General features: G+C 52.7%; 15 protein-coding genes. 7 read left to right on the top strand and 8 right to left on the bottom strand.

Annotated elements, in window-relative coordinates; all coding sequences use genetic code 11:
• Positions 1–9 precede the first annotated feature (9 nt).
• The gene (parE, locus tag NNO08_RS10495; RefSeq protein ID WP_271456675.1) at positions 10–1,902 is read left to right on the top strand and encodes a DNA topoisomerase IV subunit B; all 1,893 of its coding nucleotides are present in this window, start codon (positions 10–12) and stop codon (positions 1,900–1,902) included.
• Between the two features lie 107 nt (positions 1,903–2,009).
• On the opposite strand, the gene NNO08_RS10490 is transcribed toward parE, so the two are convergent.
• The 4 genes from NNO08_RS10490 to qseB form a co-directional block, all read right to left on the bottom strand.
• Positions 2,010–2,324 carry a putative quinol monooxygenase gene (locus tag NNO08_RS10490; RefSeq protein ID WP_003024557.1) on the bottom strand — a complete coding sequence of 105 codons (315 nt, stop codon included), beginning with the start codon at positions 2,322–2,324 and terminating at the stop codon, positions 2,010–2,012.
• Between the two features lie 30 nt (positions 2,325–2,354).
• Positions 2,355–2,936: an NAD(P)H-dependent oxidoreductase gene (locus tag NNO08_RS10485; protein ID WP_271442236.1), complete on the bottom strand. Its 582-nt coding sequence runs from the start codon at positions 2,934–2,936 to the stop codon at positions 2,355–2,357.
• A 109-nt stretch (positions 2,937–3,045) separates the two neighbouring features.
• The gene (gene qseC, locus NNO08_RS10480) at positions 3,046–4,395 is read right to left on the bottom strand and encodes a quorum sensing histidine kinase QseC (protein ID WP_271442235.1); all 1,350 of its coding nucleotides are present in this window, start codon (positions 4,393–4,395) and stop codon (positions 3,046–3,048) included.
• Complete coding sequence (gene qseB, locus NNO08_RS10475) at positions 4,392–5,051, bottom strand: quorum sensing response regulator transcription factor QseB (protein WP_137382562.1); 660 nt, start codon at positions 5,049–5,051, stop codon at positions 4,392–4,394. The genes qseC and qseB overlap by 4 nt, the downstream gene beginning before the upstream one ends.
• A gap of 152 nt (positions 5,052–5,203) precedes the next feature.
• On the opposite strand from qseB, the gene NNO08_RS10470 reads away from it, so the two are divergent.
• The 6 genes from NNO08_RS10470 (at position 5,204) to NNO08_RS10445 (ending at position 13,726) form a co-directional block, all read left to right on the top strand.
• Positions 5,204–5,599: a YgiW/YdeI family stress tolerance OB fold protein gene (locus tag NNO08_RS10470; protein WP_137382563.1), complete on the top strand. Its 396-nt coding sequence runs from the start codon at positions 5,204–5,206 to the stop codon at positions 5,597–5,599.
• A 75-nt stretch (positions 5,600–5,674) separates the two neighbouring features.
• Positions 5,675–6,541, top strand: a complete 867-nt coding sequence (locus tag NNO08_RS10465; RefSeq protein WP_271449650.1) for an AraC family transcriptional regulator — start codon at positions 5,675–5,677, stop codon at positions 6,539–6,541.
• A 147-nt stretch (positions 6,542–6,688) separates the two neighbouring features.
• Positions 6,689–8,947 (top strand): DNA topoisomerase IV subunit A, encoded by a 2,259-nt coding sequence (parC, locus tag NNO08_RS10460; protein WP_271454299.1) that lies wholly within the window; start codon positions 6,689–6,691, stop codon positions 8,945–8,947.
• Positions 8,948–9,143: 196 nt separating this feature from the next.
• Positions 9,144–9,881 (top strand): 1-acylglycerol-3-phosphate O-acyltransferase, encoded by a 738-nt coding sequence (gene plsC, locus NNO08_RS10455; RefSeq protein WP_040233973.1) that lies wholly within the window; start codon positions 9,144–9,146, stop codon positions 9,879–9,881.
• Between the two features lie 71 nt (positions 9,882–9,952).
• Positions 9,953–11,365 carry a cell division protein FtsP gene (ftsP, locus tag NNO08_RS10450; RefSeq protein ID WP_005123112.1) on the top strand — a complete coding sequence of 471 codons (1,413 nt, stop codon included), beginning with the start codon at positions 9,953–9,955 and terminating at the stop codon, positions 11,363–11,365.
• 189 nt (positions 11,366–11,554) lie between these two features.
• Positions 11,555–13,726, top strand: a complete 2,172-nt coding sequence (locus NNO08_RS10445; protein WP_040233974.1) for a YgiQ family radical SAM protein — start codon at positions 11,555–11,557, stop codon at positions 13,724–13,726.
• 103 nt (positions 13,727–13,829) lie between these two features.
• Here the strand turns inward: NNO08_RS10445 and NNO08_RS10440 are convergent, their stop codons facing one another.
• The 4 genes from NNO08_RS10440 to yqhD all read right to left on the bottom strand — a co-directional run bounded on the left by NNO08_RS10440 (position 13,830) and on the right by yqhD (position 18,189).
• Positions 13,830–14,285: an HIT family protein gene (locus NNO08_RS10440; RefSeq protein ID WP_271449648.1), complete on the bottom strand. Its 456-nt coding sequence runs from the start codon at positions 14,283–14,285 to the stop codon at positions 13,830–13,832.
• A gap of 44 nt (positions 14,286–14,329) precedes the next feature.
• Positions 14,330–15,784: a DASS family sodium-coupled anion symporter gene (locus NNO08_RS10435; protein ID WP_137382568.1), complete on the bottom strand. Its 1,455-nt coding sequence runs from the start codon at positions 15,782–15,784 to the stop codon at positions 14,330–14,332.
• A 188-nt stretch (positions 15,785–15,972) separates the two neighbouring features.
• Positions 15,973–16,800 (bottom strand): 2,5-didehydrogluconate reductase DkgA, encoded by an 828-nt coding sequence (dkgA, locus tag NNO08_RS10430; protein ID WP_271442229.1) that lies wholly within the window; start codon positions 16,798–16,800, stop codon positions 15,973–15,975.
• 225 nt (positions 16,801–17,025) lie between these two features.
• The gene (gene yqhD, locus NNO08_RS10425; protein ID WP_271449646.1) at positions 17,026–18,189 is read right to left on the bottom strand and encodes an alcohol dehydrogenase; all 1,164 of its coding nucleotides are present in this window, start codon (positions 18,187–18,189) and stop codon (positions 17,026–17,028) included.
• Positions 18,190–18,214: the final 25 nt, after the last annotated feature.

Genomic DNA, 18,214 nt, shown 5'->3' with positions numbered 1-18,214 from the left:
ATTTAAACCATGACGCAAACTTATAACGCTGATGCCATTGAGGTACTCACTGGGCTTGAGCCGGTACGCCGTCGCCCTGGGATGTACACTGACACGACCCGTCCTAATCACCTTGGACAGGAAGTGATTGATAACAGTGTGGATGAAGCACTGGCTGGCCACGCGAAACGCGTGGATGTGATCTTACATGCCGATCAATCGCTGGAAGTCATTGACGACGGACGCGGTATGCCGGTGGATATTCACCCAGAAGAAGGCGTTCCGGCGGTCGAGCTGATCCTCTGTCGCCTGCATGCAGGCGGTAAGTTTTCTAATAAGAACTACCAGTTTTCAGGCGGTTTACACGGGGTGGGTATCTCCGTGGTCAACGCGCTTTCAAAACGTGTAGAAGTGAACGTGCGTCGCGATGGTCAGGTGTACAACATCGCGTTTGAAAACGGTGACAAAGTGCAGGATCTGCAGGTGGTCGGTAGTTGCGGTAAACGCAATACCGGTACCAGCGTGCACTTTTGGCCGGATGAAACCTTCTTTGACAGCCCACGTTTCTCTATTTCTCGCTTAACGCACGTACTGAAAGCGAAAGCGGTACTGTGCCCGGGCGTCGAAATCACCTTTAAAGATGAAGTTAACAATAGCGAGCAGCGCTGGTGCTATCAGGACGGTCTGAATGACTACCTGAGCGAAGCCGTCAACGGCCTGCCAACGCTGCCGGAAAAACCGTTTATCGGTAACTTCAGTGGTGAGACTGAGACTGTAGACTGGGCATTGCTGTGGCTGCCGGAAGGCGGTGAGTTGCTGACTGAAAGTTATGTCAACCTGATCCCTACTATGCAGGGCGGTACGCATGTTAACGGCCTGCGTCAGGGACTGCTGGACGCGATGCGCGAATTCTGCGAGTACCGTAATATTCTGCCGCGCGGCGTGAAGCTGTCAGCAGAAGATATCTGGGATCGTTGCGCCTATGTGCTGTCGGTAAAAATGCAGGATCCACAGTTTGCCGGACAGACCAAAGAGCGTCTTTCTTCACGTCAGTGTGCGGCATTCGTTTCTGGCGTAGTGAAAGATGCCTTCAGCCTGTGGCTGAACCAGAACGTGCAGTCAGCCGAGCAACTGGCGGAAATGGCGATTTCCAGCGCGCAGCGTCGTTTGCGTGCGGCGAAAAAAGTAGTACGCAAAAAGCTGACCAGCGGTCCGGCGCTACCGGGGAAACTGGCGGACTGTACCGCACAGGATCTCAACCGCACCGAACTGTTCCTCGTTGAAGGTGACTCGGCGGGCGGGTCGGCCAAGCAGGCGCGCGATCGTGAATTCCAGGCGATCATGCCGCTGAAAGGTAAGATCCTCAATACCTGGGAAGTCTCTTCTGATGAAGTGTTGGCCTCGCAGGAAGTTCACGATATTTCGGTAGCGATCGGTATCGATCCAGACAGCGATGATCTGAGCCAACTGCGCTATGGCAAGATCTGTATTCTGGCGGATGCGGACTCCGATGGTCTGCACATCGCGACGCTGTTGTGTGCGCTGTTTGTGAAACACTTCCGTACGCTGGTGAAACACGGTCACGTCTATGTGGCGCTGCCTCCGTTGTACCGTATCGATCTCGGTAAAGAGGTGTATTACGCACTGACAGAAGAAGAAAAAGCGGGCGTGCTGGAGCAGTTAAAGCGCAAGAAAGGGAAACCGAACGTACAACGCTTTAAAGGTCTGGGTGAAATGAACCCGATGCAACTACGTGAAACGACGCTGGACCCTAATACGCGTCGTCTGGTACAGCTCATCATTGATGATGAGGACGATCAGCGTACGAATGCGGTGATGGATATGCTGCTGGCCAAGAAACGTTCAGAGGATCGTCGCAACTGGTTGCAGGAGAAAGGTGACCTGGCGGATCTCGAAGGGTAATTGCATGTAGAAAAGCCGGAAAGGGGCGTAAAATGCCTTATCCGGCTCTCATCTGACGAAGCGATTATATGCCGGATAGCAAAGCGTCACCCGGCAAATCGACAATCTTAAATGCCCGATTCCAGAATACGAATATTCATGTCCAGCACGTCACCTTTAACGGCTTCGCTGTAGGCTTTCATATGCGGGGTCTGCAAATGCGCTTCAAGATGCGCGATGCTTTCCCACTGTTCAACCATCACGATTGAGTCTGGTGCTGTGGTCTGAAAACTCACACCCGCAGCATGATCCACCATCGGCGCATAGCCGTGGCAGCCTTCTTCCTTCAGTACGGTCGGAACGATTTTAGCAAACTGATCCAGTACCGCCTGGCGGTGATGTTGACCTGGACGTGTACGGATTTCTGCAATAACAGTAAGCATGATTAACTCCTTCTAATTCCAGGTACCTAGTTAACCAAAAATCTCGGTCAGATGCTTGCGATATTCTGCGATATAACGCGGAACATCTGGCATTTTAATCACGTCATTGGTGATAAACGTCGGCAGTGCTTCCATTCCCAGGAACTGATTTGCTTTATGGAACGGCAGATACACACCATCAACGCCAACACCATGGAAGAATTGGTCTTTTTCAGTGAAGGCTTCCATTGGCGCGTTCCAGGTCAGGGACAGCATGTATTTTTTGCCCTGAATCAGCCCGCCGGAACCGTATTTTTTAGAGGCATCTGAACGCGTACGACCATCGCTGGCATACAGCGTACCGTGACCTTCGGTAAACACATCATCGATATATTTTTTCACCGTCCACGGTGCACCCATCCACCAGCCCGGCATTTGCCAGATAACCACATCAGCCCAGACGAAGTTCTGCACTTCAGTTTTAATGTCGTAATCGCCATCTGCACGCACGATTTTAACATCATGCCCGAGGTCGCGCAGGAGGCCATCCGCGACCTCGGTCAGGGTGTCGTTTAACTGACCGTTGGAGTGAGCGAATTTTTTCGCACCATTGATAATCAGAATGTTGCTCATTTTGTGTCCTCAAGGAAATACGTTTGAGGACGATTTTACCCCCACGGGCGGTGCGGTGAAATTAGCAAAATGTGCAAAGTCTTTTGCATTATTAGCAATAATGAGGTCTTTACCAGCTGATTTTTGCCTCAAAACCGCCTTCCGGAGCATTACCAAAGGAGGCAGACATCCCGTGTAAGGTCGCGATACGACGAACGATCGACAGGCCCAGACCACTGCCGGTAACGCTTTGTCCCGGTGGACGATAAAAGCGTTCACCAATGTGTGTCAGGACTTCCGGTGCAACGCCCGGGCCGTTGTCTTTGACGCTAAAATTACGGGCGTTGAGCGTCACTTCCACAATGCTGCCCTGCGGACTGTAGCGAATCGCATTATCCAGCAGATTCCGCACCATCAGGCTAAGTAACAAGGGTTGTCCCATACGCTTGATATCGTGGGCGTTAATCTGCAAACGCACATCAATATGCGCCTGTCGGGCCGAATGGTAGATATCCATCACCGAAGATTGCAGCAACTCCTCCAGCGAGATTTCCGCTACATCCTGAAGGTTGTCGAGGGAGTCAAGGCGCGAAAGCGTCAGTAACTGATCGACCAGACGTGTAGCGCGATCGATCCCGGCCTGCATCTGCATTAAGGCTTTTTGCCTTGCCTGAGGATCATCGTCAGACAGTTGCGCCACTTCGGTTTGCACTTTCAGCGCCGTCAGCGGACTACGCAGCTCGTGAGCAGCATCTGAAGTAAAGCGCCGTTCACGCACCATGGTGGTATGAATACGAGTGAAAAGTTGATTGAGTGATTCAACCAACGGGCGGACCTCGCCAGGAATGCCTTTCAAACTGAGCGGTTCTTCTGATTCCGGGTCGCGTAAACGTAGCGCCTTCGCCAGTTTTTTCAGTGGTTTAAGTTCAAGACTTAACAACACAATCAGGATTAACAGCATCAGCGGCAAAGCGACCAACCACGGCACTAATTGTGCTGTCACAATCGCTAAAGCCATATCTTCACGATATTCCCATTCCTGGCCGACAACGATTCGATACTTTTTATCTGCGGAAGTCAGCCAGACAAAACGCCATTTATCGTTGTCGCCATTCAGATAGCCATCGTCAAAACCTTCCCGGCGATAGCTATAGGGAATGTACTGACCATTGTCGCCATCGTGAAGAACCATTTTCCCTTCTGGCGTGTAGGCCGCAAAGGTTAGAACATCGTCGTCAATATGACCATGTTTGAATTTTTTCGGGGTATGCGCTATGCGTTCAGAGGCTTTTAGTTCATCGAGATCCAGCGTGATAAGGCGTTTGGCGAACAGCATCTGTTGCGTGTCGAACATCTCATTCACGTTATCGGTCGTTTGCTTCCAGGCGACAAAGCTGGAAATCAGCCAGGTCACTAAAACCAAAATCATGAATATAAGCGTTAGCCTGACGCGCAGGCTGAGGCGTTGTGTGAGTTTCATGCGTCACCCAGGGTGTAGCCAATGCCATGTACAGTGCGGATAAAGTCGCTGCCGAGCTTACGGCGTAAGTGGTGGACGTGCACTTCAACAGCGTTGCTGGAGACGTTTTCATCCCAGTTATACAGTTTTTCTTCGATCAGTTTGCGGGGCAGCACGCGGCCTTTATTACGCATCAGTAGTTCCAGTAGGGCGAACTCTTTGGGTTTGAGTGACAAAGGTTCACCTGCGACTGTCGCGACCAGCGCGCCGGGATCAAGTGAGACCTGACCATGGCTCAGAATATTGCTGGCCTGACCGCTGGCGCGGCGTACCAATGCTTCCAGTCTGGCGGCAACCTCGATGAGTGCAAAGGGTTTGCACAGATAGTCATCCGCGCCCAGGCGCAGGCCTTCAACGCGTTCTGTCAGCGCATCCCGAGCCGTCAGAATCAGCACAGGCTCTTGCTTACCTTTTGCCCGCCATTCGCGCAGGATATCGCGCCCGTCGATGCCTGGTAGCGTCAGGTCAAGGATCACCGCATCATAAGGGGCGCTGTACAGCGCTTCTTTTCCCTGACGACCTTCGGTAAACCAGTCAATGCTGAAACCCATTTTACTCAGACCTGTTTTAAGGCCATCGCCAATCAACGTGTCATCTTCGATCAGTAAAATACGCATATGTTCTTCCCTGCGGTAACGCTCTTTGCCGACAGTAAACCTTGTGACAACGGTCTCTGTACAGCAAAAAAAGTATCTTTTTTTGCCTTAAGAACTTGTTAAGGATTAACTTATTAAATAGTCGTAAACCAACATGAAAGGGAGACATGAAGATGAAAAAATTAGCTGCAATGGTTGCCGTGATGGCATTGTGTTCCGCACCTGTTTTTGCTGCACAGCAGGGCGGTTTCTCTGGACCTACGACGACGACGCAAAGTCAAAATGGCGGGTTTACTGGCCCGAACGGCAGCAGCACCACTGTTGAAAGTGCAAAGTCACTGCGTGATGACACCTGGGTCACGTTGCGCGGGAATATCGTTGAACGTATTTCTGACGATCTGTACCTGTTTAAGGATGCCACTGGCACGGTTAATGTGGATATCGACCATAAACGCTGGAACGGCGTAACCGTCGGCCCGCAGGATACGGTTGAAATTCAGGGTGAAGTAGATAAAGACTGGAACTCCGTTGAAATCGACGTGAAACAAATCCGCAAAGTAAATCCGTAATCCTACGAAGAGTGCGCAAGATCGGTCAGGATTCAATGCGGCCAGGTGGACAGAATAAGCCACAAGGAGGCAGTGATGAATGACCGATTCAGCGCGGCTTATGCCAGACGATTGCGGTGTGTTTGTGAGCACATTGAGCGTCATCTGGATGAGCCCCTTACACTTGAGGCGTTAAGCCGAATGGCGCACAGTTCGCCATTTCATTTTCACCGGCAGTTTACTGCCTGGAGTGGCCAACCGCTTTATCGCTATATCCAGTGGCTTCGTCTGCGCCGTGCTTCATGGCGGCTGGCGTTTAACCCGCAGGATAAAGTCATTGATATTGCGCTGGATGCCGGGTTTCAGAATCCGGAGTCGTTCACACGTGCTTTCAAAACTGCGTTTGGTAAAAGCCCTCGCCAGTTCCGGCAAACCCCGGACTGGCTGGACTGGCACCAGCGTATTCCTAAGCAGGTATTTCAGGAGCAGCACGTAATGGACGTAAAAATTGTCGATGTCCCTCGTATTCAGGTGGCGATGTTAACGCATCGGGGCCATCCGGATTTGGTTAACGCCAGCGCCGCAAAGTTTATCGAATGGCGACGCACGACGGGCTTGTCACCGGTTGCTGGCAGCCAGACATTTGGAATTGCCTGGCATGACCCACAGAGCACGCCGCCGGCAGAGTTTCGTTTTGATATTTGCGGGAGCGTCAGCCAGGCGGTCCCCGAAAATGCGTTTGGCGTCGTGAACAGTGAAATTCCCGCCGGACGCTGTGCAGTAGTGCGCCACCAGGGGGCATTGGACACGCTTTCTGACAGCGTGTGGTTTCTTTTCCGGGAATGGCTACCGGGTAGCGGTGAAACACCGCGTGATTTCCCGGTCTATTTCCAGTATCTCAATTTCGTGCATGAGGTTGCCGAACACGAGTTACTCACGGATATTTATTTGCCGTTGGTATAGCGTTGTTCACAATCAATGCCTGGCGATGCATTGTTATTTCTGCGTCGCCAAATCCACTGAACTTTGTGACTCAACACGCCAGATAGGGTAGTATCTGCGGCAATATTGCCCTTCAATAGACGGGTATAAGTTGAGGAACCACGATTAATGAGCGATATGGCAGAGCGCCTTGCGCTGCATGAATTCACGGAAAACGCCTATCTGAACTACTCCATGTACGTCATCATGGACAGGGCGTTGCCGTTTATTGGTGATGGTCTGAAACCTGTTCAGCGTCGCATCGTTTACGCGATGTCCGAACTGGGGCTGAACGCCAGCGCCAAGTTTAAAAAATCAGCCCGTACCGTCGGTGACGTGTTGGGTAAATACCATCCGCACGGCGACAGCGCCTGCTATGAAGCGATGGTGCTGATGGCCCAGCCGTTCTCTTACCGTTATCCGCTGGTTGACGGGCAGGGGAACTGGGGGGCACCGGATGATCCGAAATCCTTCGCCGCGATGCGTTACACGGAATCCCGTCTGTCGAAATATGCGGAAGTCCTGCTGGGTGAACTTGGTCAGGGAACGTCGGATTGGGTGCCAAACTTCGACGGCACCATGCAGGAGCCGAAAATGCTGCCTGCGCGTCTGCCGAATATTCTGCTGAACGGCACGACCGGAATTGCTGTGGGTATGGCGACGGATATTCCACCGCATAACCTGCGTGAAGTGGCCAAAGCGGCAATTACGCTGATTGAACAGCCGAAAACGACGCTGGATCAGCTGCTGGATATCGTACAGGGGCCGGATTACCCGACCGAAGCAGAGATCATTACTTCGCGTGCGGAGATTCGTAAAATATACGAAAACGGACGCGGTTCCGTCCGCATGCGTGCGGTATGGACGAAAGAAGATGGCGCGGTGGTGATTTCCGCGCTGCCGCACCAGGTTTCCGGCGCAAAGGTGCTGGAGCAGATTGCGGCTCAAATGCGCAATAAAAAGCTGCCAATGGTCGACGACCTGCGCGATGAATCGGATCACGAAAACCCGACTCGTCTGGTGATTGTCCCGCGGTCGAATCGCGTGGATATGGAACAGGTGATGAACCATCTGTTTGCCACTACCGATCTGGAAAAAAGCTATCGCATTAACCTGAACATGATTGGCCTCGACGGTCGTCCGGCAGTTAAAAACCTACTGGAGATCCTCACCGAGTGGCTGACGTTCCGTCGCGATACTGTGCGCCGCCGCCTGAACTATCGCCTGGAGAAAGTACTCAAGCGTCTGCACATTCTTGAAGGTTTACTGATAGCGTTCCTCAACATTGACGAAGTCATTGAAATTATTCGTCATGAAGATGAACCTAAACCCGAGCTGATGTCGCGGTTTGGTATTTCAGAAACTCAGGCGGAAGCCATTCTTGAGCTGAAATTACGTCACCTTGCCAAACTGGAAGAGATGAAAATCCGCGGTGAGCAGGATGAACTGGCTAAAGAGCGCGATCAACTGCAGGGCATTCTGGCCTCTGAACGCAAAATGAGTAACCTGCTGAAGAAAGAACTGCAGGCTGATGCGGATGCCTATGGTGACGATCGCCGTTCTCCATTGCAGGAGCGCGAAGAAGCGAAGGCGATGAGTGAGCACGACATGTTGCCGTCTGAGCCGGTGACCATTGTGCTGTCTCAGAGTGGCTGGGTGCGAAGTGCGAAAGGCCACGATATAGACGCTCCGGGCTTAAGCTATAAAGCGGGTGATAGCTTTAAATCGGCGGTGAAAGGGAAGAGTAATCAGCCGGTCGTCTTCGTTGACTCAACCGGGCGTAGCTATGCTATCGACCCGATTACGCTGCCGTCAGCACGGGGTCAGGGGGAGCCGTTGACCGGTAAGCTCACGCTACCACCGGGTGCGACGGTTGAACATATGCTGATGGAAGGCGACGATCAGAAACTGCTTATGGCATCTGATGCCGGTTACGGTTTTGTCTGCACCTTCAATGACCTCGTCGCGCGTAACCGTGCGGGCAAGGCATTGATTACGCTGCCTGAAAACGCGCATGTTATGCCGCCGGTGGTGATTGAAGATGAAACCGATATGCTGCTGGCTATTACCCATGCGGGCCGCATGTTGATGTTCCCGGTGAGCGATTTGCCGCAGTTGTCGAAAGGCAAAGGGAACAAGATTATCAATATCCCTTCAGCGGAAGCGGCGAAAGGCGAAGATGGTCTGGCACAACTCTACGTGCTGCCGCCGCAAAGCACGCTGACTATCCACGTCGGGAAACGCAAAATTAAACTGCGCCCTGAAGAGCTACAGAAGGTAACCGGCGAGCGTGGTCGTCGCGGTACGCTCATGCGCGGTCTGCAACGCATCGACCGTGTTGAGATTGACTCGCCTCGACGCGCCAGTCACGGCGACAGCGAAGAATAACGCCAGCGTCTGGCTCTCCCTGTTTTCGCACAGGGAGAGCTTGTTTTAAAAATTCCCGTGAAACCGTTGTTTATTCGTGCGTTGCGATTAACAATACGCTTTTCCAGAGAGCCGCTCTTAACAATGCCCTAACCTGATGTAGTGTTCGGAATCAGGTGACGTAGAATGCCAGGCTCTTAGGCCTTTAGAGGTTGTTATGCTATATATTTTTCGTTTAATTATTACTGTTATTTACTGCATTTTGGTCTGTATTTTCGGTTGCATATACTGTCTGTTCAGCCCAAGAAATCCAAAACACGTTGCGACGTTCGGCCATATGTTTGGTCGCCTGGCTCCCCTGTATGGCCTGAAGGTCGAGTGCCGCATGCCGCCTGACGCGAAGAACTATGGTAATGCTATCTATATTTGTAACCACCAGAATAACTATGACATGGTTACCGCAGCGAATATCGTTCAGCCACCGACGGTTACAGTAGGTAAAAAAAGCCTGTTGTGGATCCCTTTCTTCGGACAGCTATACTGGCTCACCGGTAATCTGTTGATCGACAGAAATAACCGCGCCAAAGCGCACAGCACCATTGCGGCAGTTGTGAATCACTTTAAAAAGCGTCGTATCTCTATCTGGATGTTCCCTGAAGGAACGCGTAGCCGTGGCCGTGGTCTGTTACCGTTTAAAACAGGGGCGTTCCATGCAGCAATTGCTGCGGGTGTCCCGGTTATCCCTGTTTGCGTTTCAACGACTTCTAATAAGATCAAATTGAACCGGCTGAATAATGGGCTGGCGATTGTAGAGATGCTGCCGCCAGTGGATATCAGTCATTTTGGTAAAGATCAGGTTCGTGAACTGGCAGCGCATTGCCGCACGCTGATGGAACAAAAAATCGCAGAACTCGATAAAGAAGTTGCTGAGCGGGAAGCTGCCGGTAAGGTTTAATTCGCTCATTTCGGGTTTGTTACAGGAAATGATTTCCTGCGTGTTAATCGCCAGTTTTTCATGGAGCTTATATGTCATTCAGTCGGCGTCAGTTCATTCAGGCATCGGGGATCGCACTGTGTGCAGGTGCTGTTCCGCTGAAGGCTAATGCTGCCGGTCAGCAACAACCGCTACCTGTTCCCCCCCTGCTGGAGTCCCGTCGGGGACAGCCGCTATTTATGACGCTGCAACGTGCGCACTGGTCGTTTACGCCTGGCACGCGCGCACCCGTCTGGGGTGTTAACGGGCGCTACCTGGGGCCGACAATCCGCGTCTGGAAAGGCGATGACGTCAAGCTTATCTACAGCAACCGTCTGACAGAAAATGTCTCAATGACCGTTGCCGGATTACAGGTACCAGGTCCTCTTATGGGGGGGCCGGCGCGTATGATGTCGCCTAATGCGGACTGGGCACCCGTGCTGCCGATCCGCCAGAGCGCTGCGACCTTGTGGTATCACGCCAATACGCCAAATCGCACTGCCCAGCAGGTTTATAACGGCCTTGCCGGGATGTGGCTGGTTGAAGATGAAGTGAGTAAATCACTGCCAATCCCTAACCACTATGGCGTGGATGATTTTCCAGTCATTATTCAGGATAAGCGCCTGGATAACTTCGGTACGCCAGAATATAGCGAGCCGGGCAGCGGTGGTTTTGTGGGGGATACTCTTCTGGTCAACGGGGCGCAAAGTCCGTATGTCGAAGTGTCCCGTGGCTGGGTGCGTTTGCGTTTGCTGAATGCCTCAAACTCGCGTCGTTATCTGCTGAAAATGAGCGATGGTCGTGCGCTGCATGTTATCTCAGGCGATCAGGGGTTTTTACCCGCGCCGGTTTCGGTGAAGCAGCTATCGCTGGCGCCGGGTGAGCGTCGTGAGATTCTGGTCGATATGACCAACGGTGATGAAGTTTCGATTACCTGCGGCGAGGCGGCCAGTATTGTTGACAGGATCCGTGGTTTCTTTGAACCTTCCAGTATCCTGATCTCCACGCTGGTACTGACTCTGCGACCAACCGGCCTTCTGCCGCTGGTAACGGATAGCCTGCCAATGCGTCTGTTACCCACCGAAATTTTAAGCGGCTCGCCGATTCGCAGCCGTGATATTAGCCTTGATGACGATCCCGGAATCAATGGCCAACTATGGGATGTCAATCGCATGGATATCACGGCGCAGCAGGGCTCCTGGGAGCGCTGGACGGTGCGCGCGGATATGCCGCAGTCGTTCCATATTGAAGGCGTCTCTTTCCTGATCCGTAATGTGAATGGTGCGATGCCGTTCCCGGAAGACCGTGGCTGGAAAGATACCGTCTGGGTTGATGGACAAGTGGAGTTGCTGGTCTATTATGGACAGCCTTCCTGGGCGCATTTCCCGTTCTACTTCAACAGCCAGACGCTGGAAATGGCAGACCGTGGTTCTATTGGACAGATGCTGGTGAATCCGGCTCCGTAACGGATATTCCTGTGCCGGGTGGCGGTTTCGCCTAACCCGGCCTGGGCCGTGCGAAAGCACAGGCACGGTCAGCGTAGCACCAGCAGAGATGAAATTTAACATCCTTACAATACTCCTTCATTTCCCCTGTTGATCCAGCGTATAATCCCCGGCCTTTGATTATTTTTTTACCATTTTTTTGGAAGCATTATGAGCGCAATATCCCTGATCCAACCGGACAGAGACCTTTTCTCCTGGCCGCAGTACTGGGCCGCCTGCTTTGGGCCGGCACCATTTTTGCCGATGTCACGCGACGAAATGGATCAACTTGGCTGGGATAGCTGCGACATCATTCTGGTTACCGGCGATGCATACGTCGATCACCCGAGCTTCGGCATGGCTATTTGCGGTCGTATGCTGGAAGCACAGGGCTTTCGCGTGGGGATCATCGCCCAACCGGAATGGAACAGCAAAGATGACTTTATGCGTCTGGGCAAACCGAACCTGTTCTTCGGCGTAACCGCCGGCAACATGGACTCGATGATCAACCGTTATACCGCCGATCGCCGACTGCGCCATGACGATGCCTATACGCCGGACAACGTAGCGGGTAAACGCCCGGACCGCGCGACGCTGGTTTATACCCAGCGCTGTAAAGAAGCCTGGAAAGATGTGCCGGTTATTCTCGGCGGTATTGAAGCCAGCCTGCGCCGTACTGCACATTACGATTACTGGTCAGATACCGTGCGTCGTTCCGTGCTGGTGGATTCAAAAGCGGACATGCTGATGTTTGGCAACGGCGAACGCCCATTGGTGGAAGTCGCACACCGTCTGGCGATGGGCGAAACCATTGATCAGATCCGCGACGTGCGGAATACCGCGATTATGGTCAAAGAAGCGCTGCCGGGCTGGAGCGGGGTGGATTCCACGCGTCTGGATATGCCAGGAAAAATTGACCCCATCCCCCATCCGTATGGCGAAGACTTGCCGTGTGCTGACAACAAACCGGTGGCACCGAAAAAACAAGAAGCGAAAGCGGTAACCGTACAGCCGCCGCGTCCGAAGCCGTGGGAAAAAACCTACGTACTGTTGCCGTCTTTCGAGAAAGTGAAGAGCGACAAAGTACTGTACGCCCATGCGTCGCGCATTCTGCACCACGAAACGAACCCAGGATGTGCGCGTGCACTGATGCAAAAGCATGGCGATCGCTATATTTGGGTTAACCCGCCAGCGATCCCGTTGTCGACTGAAGAAATGGACAGCGTCTTTGCACTGCCGTACAAGCGCGTACCGCATCCGGCATACGGTAACAGCCGTATTCCTGCCTATGAGATGATCCGTTTTTCGATCAATATCATGCGTGGCTGTTTTGGTGGTTGTTCGTTCTGTTCGATAACCGAGCACGAAGGGCGCATTATCCAGAGCCGTTCTGAAGATTCGATCATCAATGAGATCGAAGCCATTCGCGATACCGTTCCGGGCTTTACCGGCGTGATTTCCGATCTCGGCGGCCCAACGGCAAACATGTATATGCTGCGCTGTAAGTCTCCGCGTGCAGAACAGACCTGTCGTCGTCTGTCCTGTGTTTATCCGGATATCTGCCCGCATATGGATACTAACCACGAACCGACGATTAATCTTTACCGCCGCGCGCGTGATCTGAAAGGCATTAAAAAGATCCTTATCGCATCCGGGGTGCGTTATGACATCGCCGTTGAGGACCCTCGCTATATTAAAGAGCTGGCAACTCACCATGTGGGTGGCTACCTGAAGATTGCGCCGGAGCATACCGAAGAAGGCCCATTGTCGAAGATGATGAAGCCGGGGATGGGCAGCTACGACCGCTTTAAAGAGTTGTTCGATACCTATTCTAAACAGGCCGGTAAAGAACAGTACCTGATCCCCTATTTTATCTCTGCGCACCCGGGTACGCGTGATGAGGATATGGTGAATCTGGCTCTGTGGCTGAAACAGCGTCGTTTCCGTTTGGATCAAGTGCAGAACTTCTACCCATCACCGCTGGCAAACTCTACAACCATGTATTACACCGGGAAAAACCCGTTGGGCAAAATTGGTTATAAGAGTGAAGATGTGGTGGTGCCAAGAGGTGATAAGCAGCGTCGTCTGCATAAAGCGCTGCTGCGTTACCATGATCCTGCTAACTGGCCGTTAATCCGTCAGGCGCTGGAAGATATGGGGAAAAAGCATCTGATTGGCGGTCGTCGCGAATGTCTGGTTCCGGCCCCGACGCTGGAAGAGATGCGTGAAGCACGTCGTCAGAACCGCCATACCCGTCCGGCGCTGACTAAGCATACGCCGGTCGCGCACCAGCGTCAGACACCTGCGGCGAATAAAAAACGCGGCAAGGTTGCAGGACGTTAAACGGTCTTAACTGGTGGTGAAGTGTGGACCAGGCCTACGAACTGCACAGTTTTGTAGGCCGGATAAGGTGCTTGCACCGCCATCCGGCAGACGTGCTCCGTATTTATGCTTCGCGAATTCTGGCCGCTAATGCGGCCAGTTTTTCATCGTCAGCCCGTTCGTGGTCATGTGACGACAGATACCCTTCATATCGCTCGAAAAATTTAGTCTGCCGGGACTCAATCGGTTTCCAGTGCGTCAAATCACCTGTGCCATGCATAGGACTGAGCTTACTGTGCACATGATCCACGCCAAACCCTTCGAAAAACATCCCTGTACGGCTGACGTCCGGGAAAGCGTTATCCAGTTTTTTCGCCACCTTTTGGGTCGCCAGCATCAGGTCTGCCAGCGCCTGCGGCGGCATATCAAATGCATAGCTGGGGTAGTGCTTTTTCGGGATCACCACGGTAAACCCCTCGGTGTTCGGGAAAATCGACAGAAAGGCCAGGTGATGCTCGTCTTCCCAGACTTTATGGCAGGGCGCTTTACCTTCAACAATTTGACAGAAAATACAGGTCATTCCTTTTCTCCGTAGATAAGACGTTTCGTCAGGACGCAGTGAGTTTAGTACAGACCCAGCATCTTCCACCACATCAGCCCTACGGTGATAAAGACGGCTTGATTAAACAGGCTGATGATGAATCCTGTGCGCCACCAGACGCCCGTTGGAACGTACCCGGCACCAAACAGAATCGGGCCGCGAGCGTGGGTGTACTGAGTGAGGGAACAGTACAGGCTGCTGGTGAAGGCCAGCATCAACGCCGTAGGGGCTGCTGGAATATTCAAATGCAGGCCGACGCCAAGGAAAACGGCGTACAGCGCCGCAATCTGCGCATTACCGCTGGCAAAAAAGTAGTGAGTATAAAAGTACGCGGCGTTCAGCAGCAGCAGGACAACCACCCAACTGGTTCCATGCATGGTACTGCTCAGGCTATCGCCAATCAGGTTGCCAAACCAGGTGGTAAAGCCCAGTTTTTTCAACTGATTTGCCATCATCAATAGTGCGGCAAACCAGATCAGCGTATCCCATGCACCTTTCTCGCTTTTGACATCTTCCCAGCTCAGAACGCCGCTGAGCAGCAAGATGGATAAGCCAACAAATGAGGCGGTGGTGGCGTCGACGCCCAGCGTATCACCAAAAATCCACAGCACCAGCAGGACGCCGACAGTAGCCAGCATCAGCCATTCACCGCGTGACATACGGCCCATTTCCGCCAGCTCTTTACGCGCCAGATTAGGGGCATCCGGCGTGTGTTTAATTTCCGGACGCACAATCCAGTAGACCAGTAATGGAACCAGCAGTAAGGAAACCAGGCAAGGCAGCAGCGCCGCCATAAACCAACTGCCCCAGGTGAGCGTGACCCCCGCGTTGGCTGCCAGTTTCACCGCCAACAGGTTGCCGGTATAGCCGGTCATAAAGAGCGCGGCGGTGACGTCGTTGACGTTGCCAATACAGGTGATAAGAAAGGTGCCGATCTTACTGCGGGATTCATCTTCCGGGTTCGAATGGAAACTGCGCGCCAGAGAGTCGGCAATCGGATAGATGACGCCGCCGCAGCGTGCCGTATTGCTTGGCATTGCTGGGGAAAGTATCAGGTCCGCAAACGCCAGTCCGTAGGCGAGTCCCAGGGTACGTTTTCCGAGCAGGCGGATCATCTGCAGTGCAATACGTCGACCGAGGCCGGTTTTGATAAATCCGCGGGCAATCATAAAGGCGACGACAATCAGCCAGATTAGCGAACTGTTCAGTTCGCTCAGTGCGGTGGTAATAGCACCACTGGCGGTTTTATCCCCGGCAGCATAAGCGAGGGCAAAAACGGTAATACCGATAATGCCGACTGCGCCAATAGGCAGAACTTTTGCCACGATAGAAGCAATGGTAGCAACGAAGATAATGGCTGAATGCCAGGCTGGCGCACTTAACCCACTGGGTGGGGTAAGCTGCCAGAGCCCGGCAGAAATAAATAGTATAAGAATCAATGGGAACCATTTGACGCCTTGCTGTGTTTTTCCCGCCATGGTCACGCACCTATAGATATTTGTGATGTATTCATGAGATCAATATTATTACTGAATAATTAGTAAGTTATATTGCGTAATGCTGCACGTGGATGTGCCATAAATACATCTATAGTTGTGCGTTTATTGTTTCTTAATATTTCGGCAAGGGAAAAGCCCGACGGGAATGCCGGGCTGGAGAGGAGAGATTAACCGCCGAACTGATCCGGGTCAGGGCCCAGTCGTTTACCCTGATCGAGTTTTGCAATTTCACCGAGTTCATCTTTATCCAGGCGGAAGTCCCAGACGTTGAAGTTCTCGGCAATGCGGGCAGGGGTGACGGATTTCGGGATGACAACCAGACCGCTATCCAGATGCCAGCGAATGACGACCTGCGCCGGTGATTTGCCATATTTTTCAGCGAGGTCACGGATGATCTTTTGATCAAATACATCTTTACCGCCTTGCGCCAGTGGGCTCCAGGACTCAGTCTGGATCTTATGTGTCGCGTTCCAGGCGTGAAGCTGGCGTTGCTGCATAAGCGGGTGAAGTTCTATCTGGTTAATCACCGGAGGTACGCCGGTTTCATCCATCAGGCGCTGGAGATGATTGATCTGAAAGTTGCACACACCGATGCTCTTGATCAGCCCCTCTTTTTGCAGGTCGATCATGTTTTCCCACGCTTCAACGTAGTGATCGATCGCCGGGACAGGCCAGTGCATCAGGTAGAGATCGAGGTAATCGAGCTGGAGTTTCTCCATGCTTTCGAGCAATGCTTCCCGTGGGCGCTTCTGGTCATCATTCCACAACTTGGTGGTAATGAATAACTCTTCGCGTGGCACGCCCGCATTGCGTAATGCTTTGCCGACACCTTCTTCGTTTTTGTACGCCGCAGCGGTATCAATTGAGCGATACCCTACTTCCAGCGCTTTATGAATGGCGGTGATGACTTCTTCGTTGCTTGCCTTCCAGACCCCCAGGCCCAGTTGCGGCATGACGTTACCATCCTGTAGCTTGATAATGGTTGGACCGGTCATAATTCCCCCCCACACTTAATCCTTCAGGCTGCCTCTTTGTTGGCTGCTTGCGTTTACCCCGGTCACGTACTTATGTACGCTCCCGGGGATTCACTCAATTGCCGCCTCGATGCATCATGAATGATTGGGTGTAAATTGAGTACACCGGAGCAAGCCCCGGTGAGGTTTATGTGACTTAAGCCTGGTATAAATAGCCAAAAACGAAAGCCGGAGGTTAAAAAAAACTTAGCGGGCAGCTTCGTAAATCCGGCGGCTGACGTCCAGCGTAATGTCCTGATGTTCACCCAGTTTCGTGCCGCCATGCGCTTCCAGTTTTTCCAGCAGTGCCGGGATGGAGCTGCCATCCAGACCGTAGTCAGACAGGCGAGTCGGTACACCCATTTGTTCGAAGAACTGACGGGTGGCGGCAATCGCGGCATCAATGCGCTGGTCTTCGGAGCCTTCGGTGATATTCCAGATGCGCTCTGCGTATTGCAGCAGTTTGGCACGCTTGGTATCGCGTTTTTCATTCCACAATGCAGGCAGGACGATTGCCAGCGTCTGAGCGTGGTCAAGCCCGTGCATTGCCGTCAGTTCGTGACCCAGCATATGGGTTGCCCAGTCCTGCGGTACGCCTGCGCCGATCAGACCGTTCAGTGCCTGAGTGGCTGCCCACATGACGTTAGCACGCACATTGTAGTTTTCCGGCTCCTGCAACGCTTTCGGACCGTCTTCTATCAGCGTCAGCAGAATGCCTTCGGCGAAGCGATCCTGAATTTTCCCGTCTACCGGATAAGTCACGTATTGTTCTACGGTATGAACAAAAGCATCTACCACGCCGTTGGCAACCTGACGCGGTGGCAGGGTATAGGTGTAAACCGGATCGAGTACAGCAAATACCGGCTGGACAAACGGGGTCATGAAGGCCAGTTTGTCGCCAGTCGTTTTACGCGAAATTACCGCACCAGAGTTAGATTCTGAGCCGGTTGCTGGTAGGGTCAGTACCGACCCCATCGGGACGGCGCTTTGTACGTCGTTACCGCGTGTTTCCAGAATGCGCCACGGGTCAACACCGTCTGCATAATGTGCCGCTGCGGCGATGAATTTTGTGCCATCCAGCACAGAACCGCCGCCTACCGCCAGCAGGAATGTCACCTTCTCATCACGGACAATTTTTACCGCGTTCATCAGCGTTTCATAAGATGGGTTCGGCTCAATACCGCCAAACTCGAGTACATCCAGACCTTTCAATGCGTCCTGAACTTGTGCCAGAACGCCTGTTTTTTTCACGCTACCGCCGCCGTAGGTAATCAGTACGCGAGCATCCTGTGGGATTTGGTCGCGCAGTTCTGCAATCGCGCCTTTACCAAACAGAATGCGGGTTGGGGTATGGAGATTAAAGTTGTTCATTGCTCGTTACCTTGTGTGGGTAAAA

It is taken from the genome of Citrobacter sp. Igbk 17 (assembly GCF_028069775.1).
Taxonomy (GTDB): domain Bacteria; phylum Pseudomonadota; class Gammaproteobacteria; order Enterobacterales; family Enterobacteriaceae; genus Citrobacter.
The sequence above is the reverse complement of the archived record's forward strand: the minus strand, read 5'-3'. Positions and strand labels throughout refer to the sequence as shown.

What these genes read in the sequence shown, in the direction of transcription:
- parE (WP_271456675.1), top strand. Translation starts at nt 10, where the DNA reads ATGACGCAAACTTATAACGCTGATGCCATTGAGGTACTCACTGGGCTT.
- NNO08_RS10490 (WP_003024557.1), bottom strand. Translation starts at nt 2,324, where the DNA reads ATGCTTACTGTTATTGCAGAAATCCGTACACGTCCAGGTCAACATCAC.
- NNO08_RS10485 (WP_271442236.1), bottom strand. Translation starts at nt 2,936, where the DNA reads ATGAGCAACATTCTGATTATCAATGGTGCGAAAAAATTCGCTCACTCC.
- qseC (WP_271442235.1), bottom strand. Translation starts at nt 4,395, where the DNA reads ATGAAACTCACACAACGCCTCAGCCTGCGCGTCAGGCTAACGCTTATA.
- qseB (WP_137382562.1), bottom strand. Translation starts at nt 5,051, where the DNA reads ATGCGTATTTTACTGATCGAAGATGACACGTTGATTGGCGATGGCCTT.
- NNO08_RS10470 (WP_137382563.1), top strand. Translation starts at nt 5,204, where the DNA reads ATGAAAAAATTAGCTGCAATGGTTGCCGTGATGGCATTGTGTTCCGCA.
- NNO08_RS10465 (WP_271449650.1), top strand. Translation starts at nt 5,675, where the DNA reads ATGAATGACCGATTCAGCGCGGCTTATGCCAGACGATTGCGGTGTGTT.
- parC (WP_271454299.1), top strand. Translation starts at nt 6,689, where the DNA reads ATGAGCGATATGGCAGAGCGCCTTGCGCTGCATGAATTCACGGAAAAC.
- plsC (WP_040233973.1), top strand. Translation starts at nt 9,144, where the DNA reads ATGCTATATATTTTTCGTTTAATTATTACTGTTATTTACTGCATTTTG.
- ftsP (WP_005123112.1), top strand. Translation starts at nt 9,953, where the DNA reads ATGTCATTCAGTCGGCGTCAGTTCATTCAGGCATCGGGGATCGCACTG.
- NNO08_RS10445 (WP_040233974.1), top strand. Translation starts at nt 11,555, where the DNA reads ATGAGCGCAATATCCCTGATCCAACCGGACAGAGACCTTTTCTCCTGG.
- NNO08_RS10440 (WP_271449648.1), bottom strand. Translation starts at nt 14,285, where the DNA reads ATGACCTGTATTTTCTGTCAAATTGTTGAAGGTAAAGCGCCCTGCCAT.
- NNO08_RS10435 (WP_137382568.1), bottom strand. Translation starts at nt 15,784, where the DNA reads ATGGCGGGAAAAACACAGCAAGGCGTCAAATGGTTCCCATTGATTCTT.
- dkgA (WP_271442229.1), bottom strand. Translation starts at nt 16,800, where the DNA reads ATGACCGGTCCAACCATTATCAAGCTACAGGATGGTAACGTCATGCCG.
- yqhD (WP_271449646.1), bottom strand. Translation starts at nt 18,189, where the DNA reads ATGAACAACTTTAATCTCCATACCCCAACCCGCATTCTGTTTGGTAAA.